At 72.2% G+C, this 20,851-nt stretch carries 15 protein-coding genes; 8 read left to right on the top strand and 7 right to left on the bottom strand.

Translation table 11 applies throughout. From position 1 onward, the window contains the following. The first annotated feature begins 100 nt into the window (after window positions 1–100). From DRB89_RS02740 to DRB89_RS02725, 4 genes are all read left to right on the top strand, one after another. Window positions 101–2,719: an ATP-grasp domain-containing protein gene (locus DRB89_RS02740; protein WP_112447119.1), complete on the top strand. Its 2,619-nt coding sequence runs from the start codon at window positions 101–103 to the stop codon at window positions 2,717–2,719. Further along, window positions 2,716–4,056, top strand: coding sequence for an MFS transporter (locus tag DRB89_RS02735; RefSeq protein WP_162688451.1), 1,341 nt, complete (start codon window positions 2,716–2,718; stop codon window positions 4,054–4,056). Before DRB89_RS02740 ends, DRB89_RS02735 begins: the two co-directional genes overlap by 4 nt. Beyond that, a complete protein-coding gene (locus DRB89_RS02730; RefSeq protein ID WP_204357644.1) occupies window positions 4,053–5,345 on the top strand; it encodes a PLP-dependent aminotransferase family protein in 1,293 nt (430 codons plus the stop codon). The genes DRB89_RS02735 and DRB89_RS02730 overlap by 4 nt, the downstream gene beginning before the upstream one ends. Window positions 5,346–5,475: 130 nt before the next feature. Beyond that, window positions 5,476–5,850, top strand: coding sequence for a nuclear transport factor 2 family protein (locus tag DRB89_RS02725; RefSeq protein WP_204357643.1), 375 nt, complete (start codon window positions 5,476–5,478; stop codon window positions 5,848–5,850). Between the two features lie 170 nt (window positions 5,851–6,020). On the opposite strand, the gene DRB89_RS02720 is transcribed toward DRB89_RS02725, so the two are convergent. After that, window positions 6,021–6,626, bottom strand: coding sequence for a DUF937 domain-containing protein (locus tag DRB89_RS02720; RefSeq protein ID WP_112447116.1), 606 nt, complete (start codon window positions 6,624–6,626; stop codon window positions 6,021–6,023). A 298-nt stretch (window positions 6,627–6,924) separates the two neighbouring features. Here DRB89_RS02720 and DRB89_RS02715 point away from each other — a divergent pair, with 298 nt between their 5' ends. Both DRB89_RS02715 and DRB89_RS02710 read left to right on the top strand, forming a co-directional pair. Beyond that, window positions 6,925–9,168 carry an ATP-dependent RecD-like DNA helicase gene (locus DRB89_RS02715; RefSeq protein WP_112447115.1) on the top strand — a complete coding sequence of 748 codons (2,244 nt, stop codon included), beginning with the start codon at window positions 6,925–6,927 and terminating at the stop codon, window positions 9,166–9,168. Window positions 9,169–9,351: 183 nt separating this feature from the next. After that, window positions 9,352–10,641: a citrate synthase gene (locus DRB89_RS02710; RefSeq protein ID WP_112447113.1), complete on the top strand. Its 1,290-nt coding sequence runs from the start codon at window positions 9,352–9,354 to the stop codon at window positions 10,639–10,641. 420 nt (window positions 10,642–11,061) lie between these two features. Here the strand turns inward: DRB89_RS02710 and DRB89_RS02705 are convergent, their stop codons facing one another. Together DRB89_RS02705 and DRB89_RS02700 are read right to left on the bottom strand one after the other, a co-directional pair. Next, window positions 11,062–13,359 (bottom strand): heavy metal translocating P-type ATPase, encoded by a 2,298-nt coding sequence (locus tag DRB89_RS02705; protein ID WP_112447112.1) that lies wholly within the window; start codon window positions 13,357–13,359, stop codon window positions 11,062–11,064. 158 nt (window positions 13,360–13,517) lie between these two features. Beyond that, window positions 13,518–13,751: a heavy-metal-associated domain-containing protein gene (locus tag DRB89_RS02700; RefSeq protein WP_112447110.1), complete on the bottom strand. Its 234-nt coding sequence runs from the start codon at window positions 13,749–13,751 to the stop codon at window positions 13,518–13,520. Between the two features lie 188 nt (window positions 13,752–13,939). Between DRB89_RS02700 and DRB89_RS02695 the strand changes: the two genes are divergently transcribed. Next, window positions 13,940–15,247: a cation:proton antiporter gene (locus DRB89_RS02695; RefSeq protein ID WP_112453217.1), complete on the top strand. Its 1,308-nt coding sequence runs from the start codon at window positions 13,940–13,942 to the stop codon at window positions 15,245–15,247. On the opposite strand, the gene DRB89_RS02690 is transcribed toward DRB89_RS02695, so the two are convergent. After that, a complete protein-coding gene (locus tag DRB89_RS02690) occupies window positions 15,225–15,947 on the bottom strand; it encodes a TetR/AcrR family transcriptional regulator (protein WP_112447108.1) in 723 nt (240 codons plus the stop codon). The genes DRB89_RS02695 and DRB89_RS02690 overlap by 23 nt on opposite strands. 131 nt (window positions 15,948–16,078) lie before the next feature. Between DRB89_RS02690 and DRB89_RS02685 the strand changes: the two genes are divergently transcribed. Beyond that, window positions 16,079–18,325 carry an MMPL family transporter gene (locus DRB89_RS02685; protein ID WP_112447106.1) on the top strand — a complete coding sequence of 749 codons (2,247 nt, stop codon included), beginning with the start codon at window positions 16,079–16,081 and terminating at the stop codon, window positions 18,323–18,325. A gap of 84 nt (window positions 18,326–18,409) precedes the next feature. Here the strand turns inward: DRB89_RS02685 and DRB89_RS02680 are convergent, their stop codons facing one another. From DRB89_RS02680 to DRB89_RS02670, 3 genes are all read right to left on the bottom strand, one after another. Next, complete coding sequence (locus DRB89_RS02680; RefSeq protein WP_112447104.1) at window positions 18,410–18,610, bottom strand: MerR family transcriptional regulator; 201 nt, start codon at window positions 18,608–18,610, stop codon at window positions 18,410–18,412. A 240-nt stretch (window positions 18,611–18,850) separates the two neighbouring features. Next, the gene (locus DRB89_RS02675; protein WP_112447102.1) at window positions 18,851–19,864 is read right to left on the bottom strand and encodes a Gfo/Idh/MocA family oxidoreductase; all 1,014 of its coding nucleotides are present in this window, start codon (window positions 19,862–19,864) and stop codon (window positions 18,851–18,853) included. A gap of 55 nt (window positions 19,865–19,919) precedes the next feature. Continuing rightward, window positions 19,920–20,834: a sugar phosphate isomerase/epimerase gene (locus tag DRB89_RS02670; protein ID WP_112447101.1), complete on the bottom strand. Its 915-nt coding sequence runs from the start codon at window positions 20,832–20,834 to the stop codon at window positions 19,920–19,922. Window positions 20,835–20,851: the final 17 nt, after the last annotated feature.

The raw sequence follows: 20,851 nt of genomic DNA, 5'->3' as shown, positions 1-20,851 counted from the left end.
ACGGCGCGCCGCGCGGACCAGCCCGCGGCGCGCCCCTCCCCAGCACCCCCCGTCTTGGCGGGGCCAAGGCACCACGCCCCGCATCGGAAAGGAACACACCGTGGTCTTCACCTCTGAACGCCAGCGCGTCATCCTCGTCGGCAGCCGCATACGCCAGTACCGCGAATACGCCCTGGCCTCCCTCGCCCAGCACTACGAGGTGACGCTCGTCGCGCCTGAGGCGCCCACCTGGCAGGCCCGCTACGTGGAGACCCACCGGATCGCGGACACCACGGACGCCGCCAAGCTGTACGCACCGGTCGCCGACCTGCGCGGCGAGGTCGCGAACGCCGCGATCGTCACCTGGGACGAGTGGTCCCTCGTCGCCGTGTCCTCGGTCGCCAAGAAGCTGGGCATGCGGTCCATGGACCCCGCGGCCGCCCGCATCTGCCGCGACAAGTACGCCACCCGCCAGGCCCTGGAAGCCGCCGGCATGGCCGCCGTCCGCTACATCCCGGCCACCACCGAGGACGAGGCCGTCGCCGCCGCCGAGACCATCGGCTTCCCCGTGGTCGTCAAGCCCCGCACCCTCGGCGGCAGCTTCGGCGTCATGATGGCCCGCGACGTCGACGGCCTGCGCCGGGCCTTCAAGCTCGCCTCCACCAGCCGCCTGCGCGGCGCCGGCACCACCGCCTCCGTCCTGATCGAGGAGTTCGTCGAAGGCCCCGAACTCAGCGTGGACAGCGTCGTCGTGGACGGCGTCGCCACCCCGGTGGCAGTGGCCCGCAAGCGCCTGGGCGCCCACCCGTACTTCGAGGAGGTCGGCCACCTCGTCACCGACTGGCGCGACGAGCCGTGGGCGGACGCCGTCACCGAACTGGTCCAGGGGTCCCACCGCGCGGCCGGCGTCGACTACGGCGTCACCCACACCGAACTGCGCGTCGCCGCGGACGGCCCCCGGCTGATCGAGCTCAACGGCCGCCTCGGCGGCGACCTCATCCCGCACCTGAACAAGCTGGCCACCGGGGTGGACCTGCCCCTGGCCGCCGCCCGGATCGCCTTCGAGGAGACCCCCGACATCACCCCGACGCACTCCAAGAGCGCCGAGGTCCGCTTCCTCTACCCGGCCTACGACGGAGCCGTCGACCGGGTCGTGCTGCCCGCGCCCGAGGACGTCGAGGACCTGGTCGAGGCGATCGCCCTGGTGGAGCCCGGCGACGAGCTGCTGCTCCCGCCGCGCGGCCTGACCCCCCGCTCCGCGGCCCTCATCGCGGTGAGCGACAGCCCCGCCGGGACCCGCCGCGCCCTGGACCGGGCCGAGGAGCTCTCCCGTACCGAGGTCTCCGGAGTCGCCGCACACCGCCTGGGCGCCCGCGTGGAGAACGCCGTGACCCGCCGCTTCTTCGACCACGAGCGCACCTCCCGGCGGATGACCGTCTCCGGCGTCCGGGGCGTGGAGCGCTTCCGCACCGGCGCCGGCGGCGGCGAGGGCCTCAACCGCCCCGTCTTCCTCAGCGCCACGGACGTCGCCACCCTCGAGCACGACCTCGGCGGCCTCTTCGAACTGCTGAAGGCGGTGCCCGCCCGGCTCTTCGACGGCGACCTGCGCGCCTTCGCCAAGGCCGTCGGAATGTCCCCGACCCAGGCCGACCTGGTCCTGCGGGGCTCCTCCGACGAGCTCGCCCCGCTCTCCCGCGCCGACCTGTACCGCGAGACCGGCGGCTTCCGCGTCATGGAGCTCAACACCGGCTCCTCGCTCGGCGGCTGGCAGATGGGCGAGTTCGCCCGCGCCCTGGTCCAGGACGAGGAGTTCGTGAAGTTCGCGGACGCCGAGGGCCTGGTCTACCCCGACCCGCTCGCCCGCATCACCGAGGTGCTGCGCCGCCAGGCGCCCTCCCTCGAAGGCGCCCTGCGCCCGCTGCTCGCCATCACCGACTGGCCCGAGGGCTTCGAGAAGTCCAAGTGCTGGATGGACTTCGTCGTCCCGGCCTTCGAGCGGCTCGGCTTCGAGCCCGTCGTCTGCCACCTCGGCGACTTCGCGTACGAGGACGGCAACGTCCTGCACCGCGGCCGCAAGGTCGACGTGGTCTACCGGATGTTCCTGCCCGGCGAAATGCCGGACGAGCCCCGCACCTACGACCTCGTCAACCCGCTGCTCGACGCCGTCGAGGCCGGCCGCGTCGAGCTGTTCGCCCCGCTGGACTGCGAGCTGTACGGCAACAAGGGCAGCCTCGCGATGCTCAGCGACGAGCGCAACCGCGGGTTCTTCACCGAGGAGGAGCGCGAACTGATCGACCGGATCCTGCCCTGGACCCGGTTCGTGCGCGACGAGAAGGTCACCTTCGACGGCGAGAAGATCGACCTGCTGCCCTACGCCATCGCCAACAAGGACCACCTCGTCCTCAAGCCCACGCTGCTCTACGGCGGCGTCGGCGTGACCCCCGGCTGGACCACCGACCAGAAGGAGTGGGTGGCCAAGCTGCGGCAGGCCACGGACGGCCCGTTCGTCCTGCAGCACCGGCTGCTGCCGACCACCGAGCGGTTCCTCTCCGAGGACGGCGAGAGCTGCGAGGACATGGCCGTCGCCTACGGGACCCTGATGGTCGACGGGCGCTACGCCGGCACCCTGGCCCGCGGCGTCACCGACCCGGCCGTGGGCATCGTCAGCATGCTGCGCGGCGCACAGATCGGCTGTGCCTTCCACGTCGACCCGGCCGCCGGGGTGGTGGAAGCCAAGTGACCGACATCGGGAACGGAGCCGCCGAGGCGCTGGAGGAGGCGCCGGCCGGCCCCCCGGCCGGCGCCGGGAACTCCACGCTCTGGCGGGACCCGGAATTCCTCAAGTTCTGGTCCGGGGAGGCGATCTCACAGGTCGGGGCCCAGGTCACGACCCTGGCACTGCCGCTCACCGCGGTGCTCACGCTCGACGCCAGCTCCTCGCAGGTGGGCTTCGTCAACGCGGCCTCCTACGCCCCGTTCCTGATGGTCACCCTCCTGGTCGGCGTCTGGGTCGACCGGGTGCGCCGCAGGCCCCTGATGATCATGGCCAACGTGGGGCGCGCGCTGCTGGTCAGCGCGGTACCGCTGCTGGCCGTGCTCGACCTGCTGCGCATCGAGTACGTCTACGTCGCCGCGCTGCTCGTCGGCACCCTGACCGTGGTCTTCGACGTCTCCTACCAGTCGTACCTGCCGACCCTGGTCGGCAAGGAGCACCTGGTGGAGGGCAACAGCAAGCTCCAGGGCACCAGTTCGCTGGCCCAGATCGGCGGTCCCGGACTGGCCGGCCTGCTCGTCGGCTGGGTCACGGCCCCCTACGCGCTGCTGATCAACGGGATCTCGTACCTGGTGTCCGTGCTCACGCTGCTCGCGGTACGGCGCACCGAACCGGCGCCGGAGCCCCAGCAGGAGCGGACCGGCATCCGCACGAGCATCAAGCAGGGCGTCCGGATCATCTGGGACAGCGCCCACCTGCGGGCCTGCGCCCTCCAGTCCGGGCTGTACAACCTGTGCTGGATGTCGCTCCAGACGGTGTTCGTGCTGTACGCGGCCCGCACGCTCGGCATCTCGCCCGGGGGCATCGGCCTGCTGCTGGGCACCGGCGCGGTGGGCTCCCTGGTCGGCTCGATGTTCGCGCAGCGGCTCAAGCGCAGGATCGGGCTCGGCCCGGCCATCCTGGCGGCCCTGCTGCTGTGCTGCCTGGCGCCCGTGGCCATCCCGGCGGCCCCGGCGAACGGCGGTGCGCCCTCGATCGCCCTGTTCGTCGCCGCCTTCGCCCTGATCGGCGCGGGCGGCACCATCGCCAACATCCACATCATCTCCCTGCGCCAGTCCATGACCCCGGACCACCTCCTGGGCCGGATGAACGCCGGCTACCGGTTCGTCTCCTGGGGGACGCTCCCGCTCGGCGCCCTGCTGGGCGGCTGGCTCGGCGACCTCATCGGGCTGCGGGAGACCTTGTTCGTCACGGCCGCGGTCTTCCTGACCGCGGTCCTGGTGGTCCTGAAGTCGCCGGTGTGGCGCCTGAAGGACTTCCCGGCGCAGATCGGCGCGGAGCCGCGGAAGGTGGAGGCAAGGTGACCCCCGTGACCCCGGCGACCCCGGCCACGACGGCGACGACGGCGCTCCCGGCGATGACGGCGCTCCCGGCGACGACGGTGCCCCCGGCGGCCCGCGGCATCGGGGAACTGCTCGCCCGCCGCACCGGCTGGGGCCGCTCCGACGCGGTGAGCCGGATCCTGGCGGCCGCCGGCGCGCCCGGAGTGCTCTCGATGGCCGGGGGCATCCCGGCGCCCGACAGCTTCCCCGTGGCCCGGCTCGCCGAGGCGACCGAGCGGCTGTTCGCCCGCTCCGCCGTGCCGGCGCTCCAGTACGCCCCCACGGACGGCATCGCCCCGATGCTCGAGGTGATCGCGGCGCGGGCCACCGCGACCGGCGCTCCCGTCACGCCCGACCGGGTGATGGTCACCGCCGGCAGCCAGCAGGGCCTCGACCTCGTCGCCCAGACCCTCATCGACGAGGGCGACGAGGTGGCGCTGGACGACCCCAGCTACCTGGGCGCCGTACAGGTCTTCCGGCGGGCCGGCGCCCGGCTGCTGCCGGTGCCCGCGGACGCGGACGGCATGCGCACCGACGTGCTGGAGGAGCGCCTGGCCGCCGGCGCCCGGCCCAAACTGGTCTACGTCGTACCGCACTTCCACAACCCCACCGGGGCGGTCCTCTCCGCGGAGCGGCGCCGCCACCTGGCCGCGCTGGCCGAGCGGTACGGCTTCCTGGTGGTCGAGGACGACCCGTACGGCGACCTGGCCTTCGAGGGCGGCCGGCTGCCGTCCACCGACGTCCACAGCGACCGGGTGGTCCGGCTGATGAGCCTGTCCAAGACGGTCTGCCCGGGCCTGCGGGTGGCCGGCCTGGTCGCGCCCGCCGATCTGATCGGGGAGCTGATCGCCGCCAAGCAGTGCGGCGACCTGCAGACCAACACCTTCGGCCAGTACCTGCTCGTCGACCTGCTGGGGGACCCGGAGTTCCTGCCGGCCCACCTGGCGGGACTGCGCACGCTCTACGGCGGGCGGGCGCGGGACATGGAGGCGCTGCTGCGCGAGCGCCTGCCCTGGCTGGACTTCGAGCGGCCGCGCGGCGGCCTCTTCTTCTGGTGCCGGCTGACCGACCCCCGGGTCGGCTCCGAGGCGCTGTACGCGCACGCGCTCGCGCGGGGCGTGGCCATCGTGCCCGGTACGCCCTTCTGCATCGAGGAGGACGGCTCGCGCGTGCTGCGGCTGTCCTTCGCCTCGCTGGACGAGGCGCAGCGCCGGGAGGGCGTCTCACGGCTGGCCGACGCCTGGGAGAAGGCGCTCGCCGACGGTTCCTGACGGCCCGATCACGCACGCGCGCCACCCACGGGTGACCCCCGTCCGCACGACCGCACCGCGTCCATCCCGCGCGGCGCGCATCCGCACAGTCCGCATCCCGCACTGTCCGCACCCCTGAAGGAGCAAGGCCGTGACAACCACGTCCCCCGCACCGGTGACCGCCGACGTTCTGGTGGCCCGGCTGTTCCAGGTGATCGACACCCGCTCGTGGGACCGGCTCGGCGAGGTCTTCTCGCCGGACGCCGTTTACGAGCGACCGGGCTACCCCGCGCTGGAGGGCCTCGAGCGCATCCGCCGCTTCTACGAGCACGAGCGGATCATCACCTCGGGCGCGCACGAGGTGAGCCAGGTGACCGGCGGGCTGGCCGCGGCCGCCTGCTGGGGCCGCTTCCGGGGCGCCGACAAGAGCGGCACGGCCCTGGACGAGGCCTTCGCCGACACCTACCTCGTCCGCGACGGCAGGATCGAGCACCGCAAGACGTTCTTCTACCGTCCCGCGATCTGACGCGGGGCCGGGTGGGTCCGGCTCCGTGTCGGGTCCGGACCGCCGGGGGGCGGCCCGGACCACCGCGTTCGACGCGGCCCCGGTCCCGGACCGGGACCGGGACCGGGGCCGCGTCGGCCGTACGGGTGAACGCGCGGCGCCCGGCTGCTCGCCGGGGCCGCCCGGCGGGACTACTTCTTGCCGCCGCCGAGGATCTGGCCCAGCAGGTCGCCGAGGCTGCCGCCGGCCGCCGGGGCGCCCGCGCCGGCCGCGCCGCCCGCGCCCGCGGCTCCTGCCGCGCCCGGTACCGCTCCGGGGGAGGGGATGGCCGATTCGGCGCCGCCGGCCTGCGGGGCCGCGCCGCCGCCCGCGCCCCGGCCCGCCGCGCGCTTGGCGAAGACGGCCAGCAGCACCGGGATCAGCAGCTCGATGACGCGGGCGATGGTGGGCGCGGGGATGCCCGTCTTCTTGGAGACGGCGTTGGCCACGGGCTTGCTGACCTTGGCGAGGACCCCGGCCATCATCCCGCCGCCGAGCATGCCGCCGAGGCCGCCGCCGAGGGTGGCCACGCCTTCCAGCGGGGCCTCGGTCACCTCGGCGAAGGCCTGGCGGACCTCGTTGCCGTCGTCGTCATCGGCGTCGGCCTTCTGCTGGAGGTCGCCGGTCATCGCACCGACGGTGGCCGTGACGGTGTCGCGGGCGCCGTTGGCGTCGGTGCCGAGGAGTCCGGCGATCTCGGTCAGCCGGTCGTCGCCGAGTTCGCTCAGCACGTCGTCCTGGAATGAAGGTTCGCTCATGCCTGAAACGCTACTTCTGTGGCGATTTACCGGCACCTTGGGTCGCGCCGGGATCACCCTTGGGTAATGGAGAGGTAAAGGTGTGCATCCGCGTGCAACCACCGGCGGGGGTCGCGGGTCGTATGGTGCGTCGGCACTTCCGGGGAGGGATCTGGGGGGATCGGGAAGTCCGACGAGGGAGGGGTAACCGTGAGGGGGTCCGGCCGGAAGGTCGGACCTCCTTTTGGTTTCCGGGGCCCGTCCGGGAGTTGTCCACAGGGGCCGCGGGCTGTCGGCGCCGGACGGTAGCTTTCGTGCCATGACTACCAACGCGGCGGTGTCGTCGGCAGTGGTCGAGGGGGTGCTCGAGCGCATCACCTACGCCAATGAGGAGAGCGGCTACACGATCGCCCGGGTCGACACCGGCCGGGGCGCGGGCGATCTGCTCACCGTCGTGGGCTCCCTGCTGGGGGCCCAGCCGGGTGAATCGCTGCGCATGGAGGGCCGTTGGGGCTCCCACCCGCAGTACGGCAGGCAGTTCACCGTCGAGAACTACACGACCCTGCTGCCCGCGACCATCCAGGGCATCCGGCGCTACCTGGGCTCCGGCCTGATCAAGGGCATCGGCCCGAAGATCGCCGACCGGATCGTGGAGCACTTCGGCACCGACACCCTGGACGTCATCGAGGAGCAGCCGAAGCGGCTGATCGAAGTGCCCGGGCTCGGCCCCAAGCGGACCAGGATGATCGGCGCCGCCTGGGAGGAGCAGAAGGCCATCAAGGAGGTCATGGTCTTCCTCCAGGGGGTCGGCGTCTCCACCTCCATCGCGGTCCGCATCTACAAGAAGTACGCCGACGCCTCCATCTCCGTGGTGAAGAACCAGCCGTACCGGCTCGCCGCCGACGTCTGGGGCATCGGCTTCCTCACCGCCGACCGGATCGCGCAGGCCGTCGGCATCCCGCACGACAGCCCCGAGCGGGTCAAGGCGGGCCTCCAGTACGCCCTGTCCCAGTCCACCGACCAGGGGCACTGCTTCCTGCCCGAGGACCGGCTCATCTCCGACGGGGTCAAGCTGCTCCAGGTGGACACCGGGCTGGTCATCGACTGCCTGGCCGAGCTCGCCGCCGATCCCGAAGGGGTCGTACGGGAATCCGTACCGGATCCGGCGGGCGGACCGGACCTCACCGCGGTGTACCTGGTGCCGTTCCACCGCGCCGAGCTGTCCCTGGTCGGCCAGGTGCGCCGGCTCCTGAACACGGAGGAGGACCGGATGCCGGCCTTCCAGGACGTGGACTGGGACAAGGCCCTGGGCTGGCTCGCCGGCCGGACCGGCGCGAAACTGGCCCCCGGGCAGCGGGACGCGGTCCGTCTCGCCCTCACCCGCCGGGTCGCGGTCCTCACGGGCGGGCCGGGCTGCGGCAAGTCCTTCACCGTCCGCTCGATCGTGGAGCTGGCCCGCGCCAAGAAGGCCAAGGTGGTGCTCGCCGCCCCCACCGGCCGCGCGGCGAAGCGGCTGGCCGAGCTCACGGGGGCCGAGGCCTCCACCGTCCACCGGCTGCTGGAACTCAAACCCGGCGGGGACGCGGCGTACGACCGGGAGCGGCCGCTCGACGCGGACCTCGTCGTCGTCGACGAGGCCTCGATGCTCGACCTGCTGCTGGCGAACAAGCTGGTCAAGGCCGTGGCACCAGGCGCCCACCTGCTGCTCGTCGGGGACGTGGACCAGCTGCCCTCGGTCGGCGCGGGGGAGGTGCTGCGCGATCTCCTCGCCGAGGGCGGGCCGGTCCCCGCCGTCCGGCTGACCACCATCTTCCGCCAGGCCCAGCAGTCCGGCGTGGTCACCAACGCCCACCGGATCAACACCGGCCTGCCGCCGATCACCGACGGGCTGCCCGACTTCTTCCTCTTCCCCGAAGAGGACACCGAAGAGGCCGGAAAGCTCGCCGTCGACGTCGCCGCACGACGTATTCCGGCCAGATTCGGGCTCGACCCGCGGCGCGACATCCAGGTCCTCGCCCCCATGCACCGGGGCCCGGCCGGCGCGGGGAACCTCAACGGCCTGCTCCAGCAGGCCATCACCCCCGCCCGGCCGAACCTGCCCGAGAAACGGTTCGGCGGCCGCGTCTTCCGGGTGGGCGACAAGGTCACCCAGATCCGCAACAACTACGACAAGGGCGCCAACGGCGTCTTCAACGGCACCGTCGGCGTGGTCACCGGCCTCGACCTGGACGAACAGCGCCTGACGGTGCGCACGGACGAAGACGAGGAAGTGGCCTACGAGTTCGGCGAGCTCGATGAGCTCGCCCACGCGTACGCCGTCACCATCCACCGCTCCCAGGGGAGCGAATACCCGGCCGTCGTGATCCCCGTCACCACCGGGGCTTGGATGATGCTCCAGCGAAATCTGCTCTACACGGCGGTGACCAGGGCGAAGAAACTGGTCGTCCTCGTCGGGTCCCGCAAAGCCCTTGCCCAGGCGGTGCGTACGGTTTCCGCAGGCAGGAGGTACACAGCCGTCGCCGCTCGGCTCTCGGGACGCATACCGGTGGGAAACATCACCTAGATGATCGATCATTTGGGGTATCCGGCACCGGTGCCGAGGGGGCAGGATGAGCAGCTTGAAGGCACTCAGTGCCGTCAAAAACACCAAACCCCGACCCCGAGTGCACTCACCTGTGCCAAATGGGGGAAGGTAGAGGCAGTCAGGGCACCTCGAAGAAGAGGCACTACGTCGGTGAGGGATGACGTGAGCGACAACTCTGTAGTACTGCGGTACGCGGACGGTGAATACACCTACCCGGTGGTCGAGAGCACCGTTGGCGACCAGGGCTTCGACATCGCGAAGCTCCGGGCTCAGACCGGGCTGGTCACCCTGGACAGCGGCTACGGAAACACCGCCGCCTATAAGTCCGCCATTACCTACCTCGACGGTGAGCGGGGCATCCTGCGCTACCGCGGGTACCCGATCGAGCAGCTGGCGGAGCGCTCGACCTTCATCGAGGTCGCCTACCTGCTGATCAACGGGGAGCTGCCGACCGTCGACCAGCTCGCGTCGTTCCGCAACGAGATCACCCAGCACACGCTGCTGCACGAGGACGTCAAGCGGTTCTACGACGGCTTCCCGCGTGACGCGCACCCGATGGCGATGCTCTCCTCCGTGGTCAGCGCGCTGTCGACGTTCTACCAGGACAGCCACAACCCGTTCGACGAGAAGCAGCGCCACCTCTCGACGATCCGGCTGCTGGCCAAGCTCCCGACGATCGCGGCGTACGCGTACAAGAAGTCGGTCGGCCACCCGGTGGTCTACCCGCGCAACGACCTCGGCTACACCGAGAACTTCCTGCGCATGGTCTTCTCCGTGCCGGCCCAGGAGTACGACCTGGACCCGGTCGTGGTCGCGGCGCTCGACAAGCTGCTGATCCTGCACGCGGACCACGAGCAGAACTGCTCGACCTCCACCGTGCGCCTGGTCGGCTCCTCGCAGGCGAACATGTTCGCCTCGATCTCCGCCGGCATCTCGGCCCTGTGGGGCCCGCTGCACGGTGGCGCCAACCAGTCCGTCCTCGAGATGCTCGAGGGCATCAAGAACGACGGCGGCGATGTCGACGCCTTCATCCGCAAGGTGAAGAACAAGGAAGACGGCGTCCGCCTCATGGGCTTCGGACACCGCGTCTACAAGAGCTTCGACCCCCGGGCGAAGATCATCAAGGCTGCGGCGCACGACGTCCTCTCGGCGCTCGGCAAGGACGACGAGCTGCTCGACATCGCGCTCAAGCTGGAAGAGCACGCGCTGGCCGACGACTACTTCGTCGAGCGCAACCTCTACCCGAACGTGGACTTCTACACCGGTCTGATCTACCGGGCCATGGGCTTCCCGACCGAGATGTTCACCGTGCTCTTCGCGATCGGCCGGCTGCCCGGCTGGATCGCCCAGTGGCACGAGATGATCAAGGAGCCCGGCTCCCGCATCGGCCGTCCGCGCCAGATCTACACCGGCGAGGTCCTGCGCGACTTCGTCCCGGTCGAGAACCGCTGACCCGAGTCTCCCCGCCGCGGCGCCCCCCCCGGCGCCGCGGGACCGCGCATCCGCGGCCTCACAAGGAAAAGCGCCCCGCCATCGATCCCCCCACGGGTCGAAGGTCGGGGCGCTTTCCTTGCCCCGGAACGGATTCCCCCCACGGGACCCGGACCGGGTGTCTGTGTGGAGCGCGCGGGGCGCGCTCCGTCGGGTGTCTGCCGGGACCCGTACGGGTCGGGAGGGCCGCTCAGAGCTTCCCCAGGGCACGCGTCCCGGCCGGCCGATGCCGCAGGCGTCCCCCAAGACCCCCGAGAACGCCCCCCAGACGTTCCTGGCATCGCCCCATTAGACCCACGGGCCTGCCCGATGGTTACGTTGCGATCGCTGTGATCTGCGTCTCGTGTGAAGGAATCGTGTGGGACCCGCGAAGGGCGCCCACTAGCGGAAGGACCGCAGCCGCAGGCTGTTGGTCACCACGAAGACCGAGGAGAAGGCCATCGCGGCCCCCGCGATCATCGGGTTGAGCAGTCCGGCGGCCGCCAGCGGCAGCGCCGCGACGTTGTAGCCGAAGGCCCAGAACAGGTTGCCCTTGATGGTGGCCAGGGTCCGGCGGGAGAGCCGGATCGCGTCCGCCGCGACCCGCAGGTCGCCCCGTACGAGGGTCAGGTCCGCGGCCTCGATCGCCGCGTCGGTCCCGGTGCCCATCGCCAGGCCCAGGTCGGCCTGGGCCAGCGCGGCCGCGTCGTTGACCCCGTCGCCGACCATGGCGACCGTACGGCCCTCGGCCTGCAAGCGGCGTACGACGTCCACCTTGTCCTGCGGGAGGACCTCGGCGATGACCTCGTCGATGCCCACCGCGCGGGCCACCGTCTCGGCGACGGCCTTGTTGTCCCCGGTCAGCAGGACCGGGGTCAGACCCAGGGCCCGCAGCCGGGACACCGCCTCGGCGCTGGTCTCCTTGACCGCGTCGGCCACGGTCAGCACCCCGCGCGCCTCCCCGTCCCAGGCGACCAGCACGGCGGTGGAGCCGGCGGCCTCGGCGGCTTCCTTGGCGTCCGCGAGGGCGGCCGGCAGGGCGATCGACCAGTCGGCCAGCAGCTTCTCGCGGCCCACCAGCACGGCATGGCCGTCGACCACGCCCTGGACGCCGAGGCCGGCGACGTTCTCGAACCCCTCGGGTACGGGCAGTTCCCCGGCCCGCCCCGCGGCTCCCGTGGCGATGGCGCGGGCGATCGGGTGCTCGGAGGCGTGCTCCAGGGCGCCGGCCAGCCGCAGCAGTTCGGTCTCGTCCACACCCTCGGCGGCGTGCACGCCCGACAGGGTCATCCGGCCCGTGGTCACGGTCCCGGTCTTGTCCAGGACGACGGTGTCCACGCGGCGGGTGGACTCCAGCACCTCGGGTCCCTTGATCAGGATGCCGAGCTGCGCGCCCCGCCCGGTGCCGACCATCAGCGCGGTCGGGGTGGCCAGGCCCAGGGCGCACGGGCAGGCGATGATCAGGACGGCCACGGCGGCGGTGAAGGCGGCCGTCGGGTCGTCCGTGAGCAGCATCCAGGTCACCCAGGTGCCCAGGGCCAGGAGGAGGACGATCGGCACGAAGACGCCGGAGATCCGGTCGGCGAGGCGCTGCACCTCGGCCTTGCCGTTCTGCGCGTCCTCGACGAGCCGGGCCATCCGGGCGAGCTGGGTGTCGGAGCCGACGCGGGTGGCCTCGACGACCAGGCGGCCCGACGTGTTCACGGTGGCGCCGGTGACGGTGTCGCCCACGGCGACCTCGACGGGGACGGACTCGCCGGTCAGCATGGAGGCGTCCACGGCGGAGCTGCCCTCGACGACGGTGCCGTCGGTGGCGATCTTCTCGCCGGGCCGGACGACGAACCGGTCGCCGACGGCGAGCGAGCCCACGGGGACGCGCACCTCGGCGCCGCCGCGCAGTACGGCCACGTCCTTGGCGCCGAGGCGCATCAGGGCCTTGAGGGCCGCGCCGGCCTTCCGCTTCGAGCGGGCCTCGAGGTAGCGGCCGAGCAGGATGAAGGCGACGACCCCGGCCGCCACCTCCAGGTAGATCGCCGAGGAGCCGTCGGCGCGCGAGCCGGTGAGGTCGAATCCGTGCCGCATGCCGGGCATCCCGGCGTGGCCGAAGAACAGGGCCCACAGCGACCAGGTGAAGGCGGCCAGCGTGCCGACGGAGACCAGGGTGTCCATGGTGGCGGCGCCGTGCCGGGCGTTGGTCCAGGCGGCCTTGTGGAAGGGCAGGGCGCCCCAGACGACCACGGGGGAGGCGAGGGTGAGCGAGAGCCACTGCCAGTTGTCGAACTGCAGGGCCGGGACCATCGCGAGCAGGACGACGGGCAGGGCGAGCGCGGCGGAGACCAGGAGCCGCTCGCGCAGCGCGGCCAGCTCGGGGTCCCGTGCCTCCCGCGACTCGGCGGCCTGCGGCTCGGGCCCGGTCTCGGGCTCCGGGGGCGGGGGCTCCTCGGCGGTGTAGCCGGTCTTGACGACGGTCGCGATGAGGTCGGAGACCTGCACTCCGCCGCCGTAGGACACCTTGGCCTTCTCGGTGGCGTAGTTCACCGAGGCGGTGACCCCGTCCATCCGGTTCAGCTTCTTCTCGATGCGGGCCGCGCAGGAGGCGCAGGTCATCCCGCCGATGGTCAGCTCGACCTCGGCGGGGCCGGCGGCCGCTGCCGCCGCTGCTCCCGCTATGGGTCCGTCGTGCACGGTGCTGCTGCTCATGATCCGGGCTCCAGGGGGTGGGCCGGGCCGTACGGAACCAGTATGAGCTGGCCGGTACGGCCCGGCGGGGCTGTGCCGAAGAGATGCGTGCCGAAGGGGCGTGGCAAGGGGACGTGCCCGAGGGGCGTGCCCGAGGGGCGTGCCGAGGGGGAAGGTGCTCAGGCCTGGTCGGCGAGCTCGTACCCGGCCTCGTCCACGGCGGCGCGCACATCGGCCTCGGCCAGCGGGGCGGCCGAGACCACGGTGACCTCGCCGGTGGCCGCGACGGCCTTGACCGAGCTGACGCCCGCCAGGGCGGAGAGCTCGGTGGTCACCGCGCCCTCGCAGTGCCCGCAGGTCATGCCCGTCACCCGGTAGACGGCGGTGGTCTGGGTGTCCGTGTCGGCGCTCATGTCGTTCTCCTCTTCAAGGGCGTTTCCGGGCGCCGGAAGGCGGCGGATCGTTCCACCGTCCTCCCGACTCTCGAAGACTATACCCCTAGGGGGTATCGAAGCGAGCACCCCGGGGATCTTTTGCCGAGACCCTCGCGCGCGGGGCTGTGGAGTGGACAATCCGGGTGAACCGTATGTAAATGGCACGCATGGCGCACTCGGGGATCACTCTCATCCTGATCATGTCGATCGCGGTGCTGGCCCCCGTGCTGGCGTACGGCATCGCGCGCTGGCTCCCCGTACCGCTGGTGATCTTCGAGATCCTGCTGGGCGTCCTGGTCGGGCCCGATGTCCTCGGCTGGGCGCAGACCGGCGAGGTGATCGACGTCCTGAGCGAGCTCGGCCTTGCCATGCTGATCTTCCTGGCCGGCTACGAGATCCAGTTCGACCAGGTCAAGGGCGACACCCTGAAACGCTCGGTGTGGGCCTGGGTGATCGCCCTCGGGCTGGGGCTCGGCGTCGGGATCCTGCTCGCGAACGGCGGGGGATTCGACCAGGGGGTCTACATCGGCACGGCGCTCACCAGCACGGCCCTGGGGACGATCCTGCCGGTCCTGCGGGACGCGGGGGACCTTAAGAGCCGGTTCGGCTCCGTGATGATGGCGGTGGGCGCGGTCGGCGAGTTCGGGCCGATCATCGCGATGGCGCTGCTGCTCAGCGGGCGGGCGCCGGGCCGCTCGGCGGCGCTGCTGATCGCCTTCGCGGTGCTGACGGCGGCGGCCGTGTTCTGGGCGCTGCGGCCCAGGGCGCCCTGGTTCTCCCGCGTCATCGCCAAGACCCTGCACAGCAGCGGACAGTTCGCGGTGCGGCTGGTGGTGCTGGTGCTCGTGGCGTTCCTGGCGCTGGCCGAGGTGCTCGGCCTCGACGTGCTGCTCGGGGCCTTCGCCGCCGGACTGATCATCCGGCTGGTGCTGAACGGGGCCGCCCCGGAGAGCAGCGGGGCCGTGCTGTCGAAGGTGGAGGCCATGGGCTTCGGGTTCCTGGTGCCGCTGTTCTTCGTGGTCACCGGGATCGAGTTCGACCTGGACGCCCTGCTCAGCGGCGGCCGGGTGCTCCTGCTGCTGCCGGTCTTCCTGTTGCTGTTCCTCCTCGTGCGAGGACTTCCCCTGTGGCTGCTGGCCCCCCGGGACCTGGGGCGCGGGGACCGGTCGGCGCTGGTCCTGTTCGGCTCCACGGCGCTGCCGCTGGTGGTCGCGATCACCACCCTGGGGGTGCAGGACGGGAAGCTGGGCTCGGGTGAGGCGGCGGCGCTGGTCGGGGCCGGGATGGTCTCCGTGCTGGTGTTCCCGCTGGTGGGGCTGAGGCTGCGGGCGGGTTCCCGTTCCGGCTCCGGCTCCGACTTCGACTCCGGCTCCGGCTCCGGCTCCGGCTCCGGCTCCGGCTCCGGCTCCGGCTCCGGCTCTGGTTCGGGCTCGGCCGGGGCCGGGGGGCGGGTCAGCGAGGAGGAGGCGTGGTGATCACCGGGTCCAGGTAGCGGAGCAGGACGGTCTTCAGCTCCGCGACGTACGCGGCCCGCTCGTCGCCCTCGCTGGCCAGGATCAGCTCGAGCGCAGTCTTGACGATGCCGAGCACCATGTGGGCGACGTGGGTGAGGTCGGCGGGGTGACCGGCCGGGGTGGCCGGACCGGCGGGGGCCCCGGCCGCGGCGGGTGTGACGCAGGCCCGCAGCACCTCCTCGACGCGGGTCAGCATCCCGGTGTGCAGCTCGTCGTGCTCCTGGGCGATCCCGGGGACGCCGGAGCCGTGCATGAGCGCCCAGAAGGCCGGGTTCTCGCAGTTGAAGGCGATGACCGGGTCCAGGACCGCGTCGAGCAGCTCGGGCAGCGGCCGGTCCAGGTTCTCGGGGAGGAAGGCCTGGCCGTGCGCCTCGTGGGCGCGCTGGAGCAGCTGGCCGCCCAGCTCGACGGCGATCGCCTCCTTGTTCGGGAAGAACTGGTAGAGCGTGCCCGGGGACACGCCGGCCTCGCGCGCGATCGCGTTGGTGCTGGCGGCGGCGTAGCCGGTACGGCAGAACACCCCGGCGGCGGCCGCCAGGAGCTGGGCGATCCGGCGCTCTCCGCGGGCCTGGCGGCGGCGCGGCGCGGGTTCGGCGGCAGCCCCTTCCGGAACCGATTCACCCGCTTTGTCCGCGCTCGTGGTCCGAGAGCTCTCCCGCATGTCCAATCCCTTGCTTCCCGTGGGTGATTGACAAACACGAGAGGTCGCTCGCATTCTTGGGTAACGCGAGCGACTGCTCGTGTTTGCCAGTCTAAGTGGCCTGGCAACCACGGTGAAGGGGACACCGAGACATGTCCGAAGTCAAAAAACCGCCGTCGCCCGTGGAGGGCGGCCGGTGGACCCGGTTCGTCACCGCACGGCCGAGGCTCTCGCTGCTCCTCGCCCTGGTGGTCACGGCACTGGCCGTCTTCGCGGGCGGCGGAGTCGCCGACCGCCTGGGCAGCGGAGGCTGGGAGGACCCCGGAGCGCGGTCCACCTACGCCACCGAGGCCCTGGAGCGCGAGTTCCCGGGGTCCCAGTCCAATCTGCTGCTCCTCGTCGACGCGGGGGCCGAGGTGGGGCCGGCCGGGGTGGACGACCCCGCCGTCGTCGCCGAGGCACAGCGGCTCGCCACGGAACTCGCCGCCGAGCAGGGAGTGATCGGCGTCGGCTCGTACTGGCAGACGCGGCTGCCCGCCCTGCGCTCCACGGATGGCAGGCAGGCGCTCGTCGTCGCCCGGGTGCCCGGTGACGACAAGGCCGTCAACGCCGTGCTCGACCGGATCGCCCCGCACTACCGGGGCGAGCACGGCCCCGTGAAGGTCTCCCTCGGCGGACCGGCCGCCGTCCAGCGCGAGGTGACGACCACCATCCAGGAGGACCTGCTGCGCGCCGAGCTGATCGCCCTGCCGGTGACGCTCGTCCTGCTCGTCCTCGTCTTCGGCAGTGCCATCGCAGCCCTGCTGCCCCTCGGCGTCGGCATCGTGGCCATCATCGGCACCAATGCCGTGCTGCGCGGCCTCACCGAGCTCACCGACGTCTCGGTCTTCGCGCAGAACCTCACCACCGCGCTCGGGCTCGGACTCGCCGTCGACTACGCCCTGTTCATCGTCCGCAGGTTCCGCGAGGAGCTGGCCGCCGGGCGCGACCCGGTGGCCGCCGTCGGGGTCACCCTGCGCACCGCCGGGCGCACGGTGCTGTTCTCGGCGCTGACCGTCGCCGTCTCCCTGTCGGCCATGCTCTTCTTCCCGATGTACTTCCTGCGCTCCTTCGCCTACGCCGGGGTCGCGGTGGTCCTGCTCGCCGCGGCGGCCGCGCTCATCCTGCTCCCCGCCGCGCTGGTGCTGCTCGGGGACCGGGTCAACTCCCTGGACCTGCGGCGGCTGTGGCAGCGCGGCCGGCCGGCCCGGGGACCCGCTTCCCCGGCCGAGGGCGGGCGGGGATGGGCCCGGCTGACGGCCCTGGTGATGCGCAGGGCCCCGCTGTTCGCGGTGGCCACCACGGCCGGACTGCTGCTCCTAGGGCTGCCGTTCCTCGGGGTGAAGTTCGGCACCGTGGACGACCGGCAGCTGCCGAAGACCGCCGAATCGCATGTGGTGCAGCAGCAGATCCGCGAGGGCTTCGCGGGCGCCCCCGGAGGCGCTCTGACCGTACTGGCCGAGGGTGCGTCCGGTCCCGCGCTCGACGGCTACATGCGGGAGGTCGGAGCCCTGCCCGGAGTGGTCCGGGTGGACGGGCCCGTGAGCTCGCCCTCCGGCGGCGCGTACGCCTACTTCTCGGTGCTCACCGAGGGCGAGGCCGTGGGGCAGGAGGCCCAGGACCTGGTCGGCCAAGTGAGGAAGGTGGAGGCGCCCTTCGAGACCGCCGTGACCGGACAGGCGGCCGTGCTCGTCGATGCCCGCAAGGCCATCGCCGATGAACTGCCCCTGGCCCTGGCCCTCGTGGTGGCGGCGACGCTGCTCCTGGTCTTCCTGCTCACCGGCAGCCTGCTGATACCGCTCCAGGCGGTCCTGCTCAACGCGCTGAGCCTGACGGCGATGTTCGGGGCCGTGGTGTGGGTCTTCCAGGAGGGGCACCTCTCCGGACCGCTCGCCTTCACCTCCACGGGAGACATCGAGACCACACTTCCCGTGCTGATGTTCTGCATCGCCTTCGGACTCTCCATGGACTACGGGGTGTTCCTCATATCCCGGATCAAGGAGGAGTACGACCGGACCGGAGACCACGAGGGCTCGGTGCGCGCCGGACTGGCCCGCACGGGCGGACTGATCACCGCGGCGGCCGTGATCCTGGCGGTGGTGATGGTCGCCATCGGCAGCTCGCGGGTGACCAACACCAAGATGCTGGGCCTGGGGATCGCGCTGGCCGTGCTCATGGACGCGATGGTCGTCCGGAGCCTGCTGGTCCCGGCGGTCATGAAGCTGACCGGGAAGGCCACCTGGTGGGCGCCGGCCCCGCTGCGCAGGGCGCACGAGCGGTTCGGGCTGAGCGAGGGGGAGCCCGCCGTGCGCGCACCGGAGGCCGAGGAGCCGGAGCGGATACCCGCGGCCAGCCACTAGCCGCCGGCTGCGGGCTGCGGGCCGCACGGAGCCTGTGCGGACGGGGCCCGGGAGGGTCCCGTCCGTGGCCCGCGAACGCCGGGGTCAGTCCTCGCGGCGTCCCCGGTTGCCGGGCCGACGGGCCACCCAGGTCCGGATGGTGTCGGCGTACCAGTAGGGCTTGCCGCCCTCCACATGGTCGGGCGGCGGCAGCAGCCCGTGCTTGCGGTAGGAGCGCACGGTGTCCGGCTGTACCCGGATGTGGGCGGCGATCTCCTTGTACGACCACAGCTGTCGGTCGCTCATCCTCGACACCTCCTTGTCCACGCCGCGGGGGCCGGCCGGGAGGCCGTCGGGGGAGCCGGCGCGTGGACACTGACGATCACTCAGGTTGTGCCCGGAGAACGACGCACGGTGAGGGCAGGGGAGGGCCTGTCGACCGGCTGTGACGGAAAACCCGCGTAATGGGGACATGCGTGACAGAAGGGGGATCCCTGTGACACGCACGGCACACAAGGCACATGCGGCACACGCGGCGCGTGCGGCTCAGCGGTAGAGGGCCGGGCGCTCCACCTGCTCCACGAGGGTCCGTACGCCGCTGCGCGCCGCGGCCAGGCCCGCCTCGGAGACGGCCGCCGCCGCGTAACCGTCCCACGCGTCGGGGCCGTCCACCCGGCCCCGCGCGGCCGCGGTCACCCAGTGCCTGAGCTGGCGGTCGTAGGCGTCGGAGAACCGCACCGTGAAGTCCTGGTCGATCTCCCCGCCCCACCGGCCCGCCGCCTGGACGATCATCGCGTGGCCGTCGCCGATCCGGGCACTGCCGGACTCACCGACCGCCTCGCACTGCACCTGGTAGCCGAAACCGCAGTTGACGAAGATCTCCACGTCCACGACGGCGCCGCCCGAGGTCTCCATGAGGACGAGGCGCGGATCGCGCAGCCCCTCGGGGGCGGCGGAGGTGGGCGTCGGGGAGAGCACGGTCACGGCGGTGATCTCCTGCCCGAGCAGCCAGCGGGCCGCGTCCACCTCGTGCACGACCGAGTCGCTGATCAGCATGTCGCTCGTGAAGAAGGACGGTGAGGCGGCGTTGCGGTGCCGGCAGTGCAGGAAGAGCGGCCGCCCGATGCCGCCCGCGTCGAGCAGCTCCTTGAGCCGCGCGTACTCGGCGTCGTAGCGCCGCATGAAGCCGACCTGGACGAGCCGGCGGCCCAGCCGCGCCTCGGCCTCCATGATCCGCAGGGCGCCCGCCGGATCCGGGGTCAGCGGCTTCTCGCAGAGCACCGGCAACTGCCGTTCCAGCGCGTGCAGGATCGCTTCCTCGTGGGCGGGCCCGGGCGAGGCGATCAGTACGGCGTCCACCCCAGGCGCGGCTATCGCGGCCGCCGGATCGGTGTGCGCGCCCGCCCCCTCCAGCCCGGCCGCGACCTCCTTGACCCGGTCCCCGTCGGGGTCGGCCACGGCCACCACCCGGGCCCCGCCCACCGTCCGTCCGAAGCGGCGGACGTGGTCGGACCCCATCTTCCCGGTGCCGATGACGGCGATGCCGAGCGTGCTGGTCATGTCGTGTTCCTCCGTGGGGGATCTGGTCGGCGCGGGTTCGGTCAGCGGGGTTCGGTCAGCGGGCGCCGCAGGAGCGCAGATGGGCGCGGGTGCGGCGGGCGATCGGCAGCGGGCGGTCGGGCGGGCACGGGTACATGTCCTGCTCCACGATCGCGAACAGGTCCACGCCGAGCCGCTGGGCGGCCGCCAGCACCGGCTCCAGCGCGGGCACCCCGGCGGGCGGCTCGCACATCACCCCGCGGGCCACGGCCGGCCCGAAGGGCACCTCGTCCGCGATGACTTCGGCGAGGATCCGGGGATCCACCTGCTTGAGGTGGAGGTAGCCGATCCGCTCCCCGAAGGCCTCGATGGCCTGGACGCTGTCGCCGCCGCAGTACGCGTAGTGCCCGGTGTCCAGGCACAGGGAGACCAGCTCCGGATCCGTCGCGTCGAGGAAGCGGGCCACGTTCCCGGGGGTGTCGATGTGCGTGTCGGCGTGCGGGTGGACGACGATCTTCAGCCCGTAGCGGTCCTGGACAAGCCGCCCCAGCCGCTCCGTCTGCGTGGTGAGTTCACGCCAGCCGGCGGGGGTGAGCGTGCGGTCCTCCAGCACCTCGCCGGTCTTGTCGTCCCGCCAGAAGGACGGGATCACGACGAGGTGCGCCGCGCCCATGGCGCGGGTGAGCTCCGCGATCCGCGACACGTGCTCCCAGGTGTCCTCCCACACGGCGGGCCCGTGATGGAGTCCGGTGAAGACGGTTCCGGCCGAAACCCGCAGGCCGCGCTTGGCCACCTCGTCGGCGAGCCGGGCGGGATCGGTCGGGAGGTAGCCGTACGGCCCGAGTTCGATCCACTCGTACCCGGCGTCGGAGACCTCGTCGAGGAACCGCTCCCACGGGGTCTGCGCGGGATCGTCGGGGAACCAGACACCCCAGGAATCCGGAGCCGAACCGATGCGGATACGGGTCAACGCGGGCGGTGAGGACGTCATGCGGCCACCTTAAAGTG

The sequence above is a fragment of the Streptomyces sp. ICC4 genome (assembly GCF_003287915.1).
In the GTDB taxonomy this organism is placed as follows: domain Bacteria; phylum Actinomycetota; class Actinomycetes; order Streptomycetales; family Streptomycetaceae; genus Streptomyces; species Streptomyces tritrimontium.
The sequence above is the reverse complement of the archived record's forward strand: the minus strand, read 5'-3'. Positions and strand labels throughout refer to the sequence as shown.

Coding starts and splice junctions, on each gene's coding strand:
- DRB89_RS02715 (WP_112447115.1), top strand. CDS start 6,925: ATGACTACCAACGCGGCGGTGTCGTCGGCAGTGGTCGAGGGGGTGCTC.
- DRB89_RS02720 (WP_112447116.1), bottom strand. CDS start 6,626: ATGAGCGAACCTTCATTCCAGGACGACGTGCTGAGCGAACTCGGCGAC.
- DRB89_RS02670 (WP_112447101.1), bottom strand. CDS start 20,834: ATGACGTCCTCACCGCCCGCGTTGACCCGTATCCGCATCGGTTCGGCT.
- DRB89_RS02680 (WP_112447104.1), bottom strand. CDS start 18,610: ATGAGCGACCGACAGCTGTGGTCGTACAAGGAGATCGCCGCCCACATC.
- DRB89_RS02695 (WP_112453217.1), top strand. CDS start 13,940: ATGGCGCACTCGGGGATCACTCTCATCCTGATCATGTCGATCGCGGTG.
- DRB89_RS02700 (WP_112447110.1), bottom strand. CDS start 13,751: ATGAGCGCCGACACGGACACCCAGACCACCGCCGTCTACCGGGTGACG.
- DRB89_RS02690 (WP_112447108.1), bottom strand. CDS start 15,947: ATGCGGGAGAGCTCTCGGACCACGAGCGCGGACAAAGCGGGTGAATCG.
- DRB89_RS02675 (WP_112447102.1), bottom strand. CDS start 19,864: ATGACCAGCACGCTCGGCATCGCCGTCATCGGCACCGGGAAGATGGGG.
- DRB89_RS02705 (WP_112447112.1), bottom strand. CDS start 13,359: ATGAGCAGCAGCACCGTGCACGACGGACCCATAGCGGGAGCAGCGGCG.
- DRB89_RS02685 (WP_112447106.1), top strand. CDS start 16,079: ATGTCCGAAGTCAAAAAACCGCCGTCGCCCGTGGAGGGCGGCCGGTGG.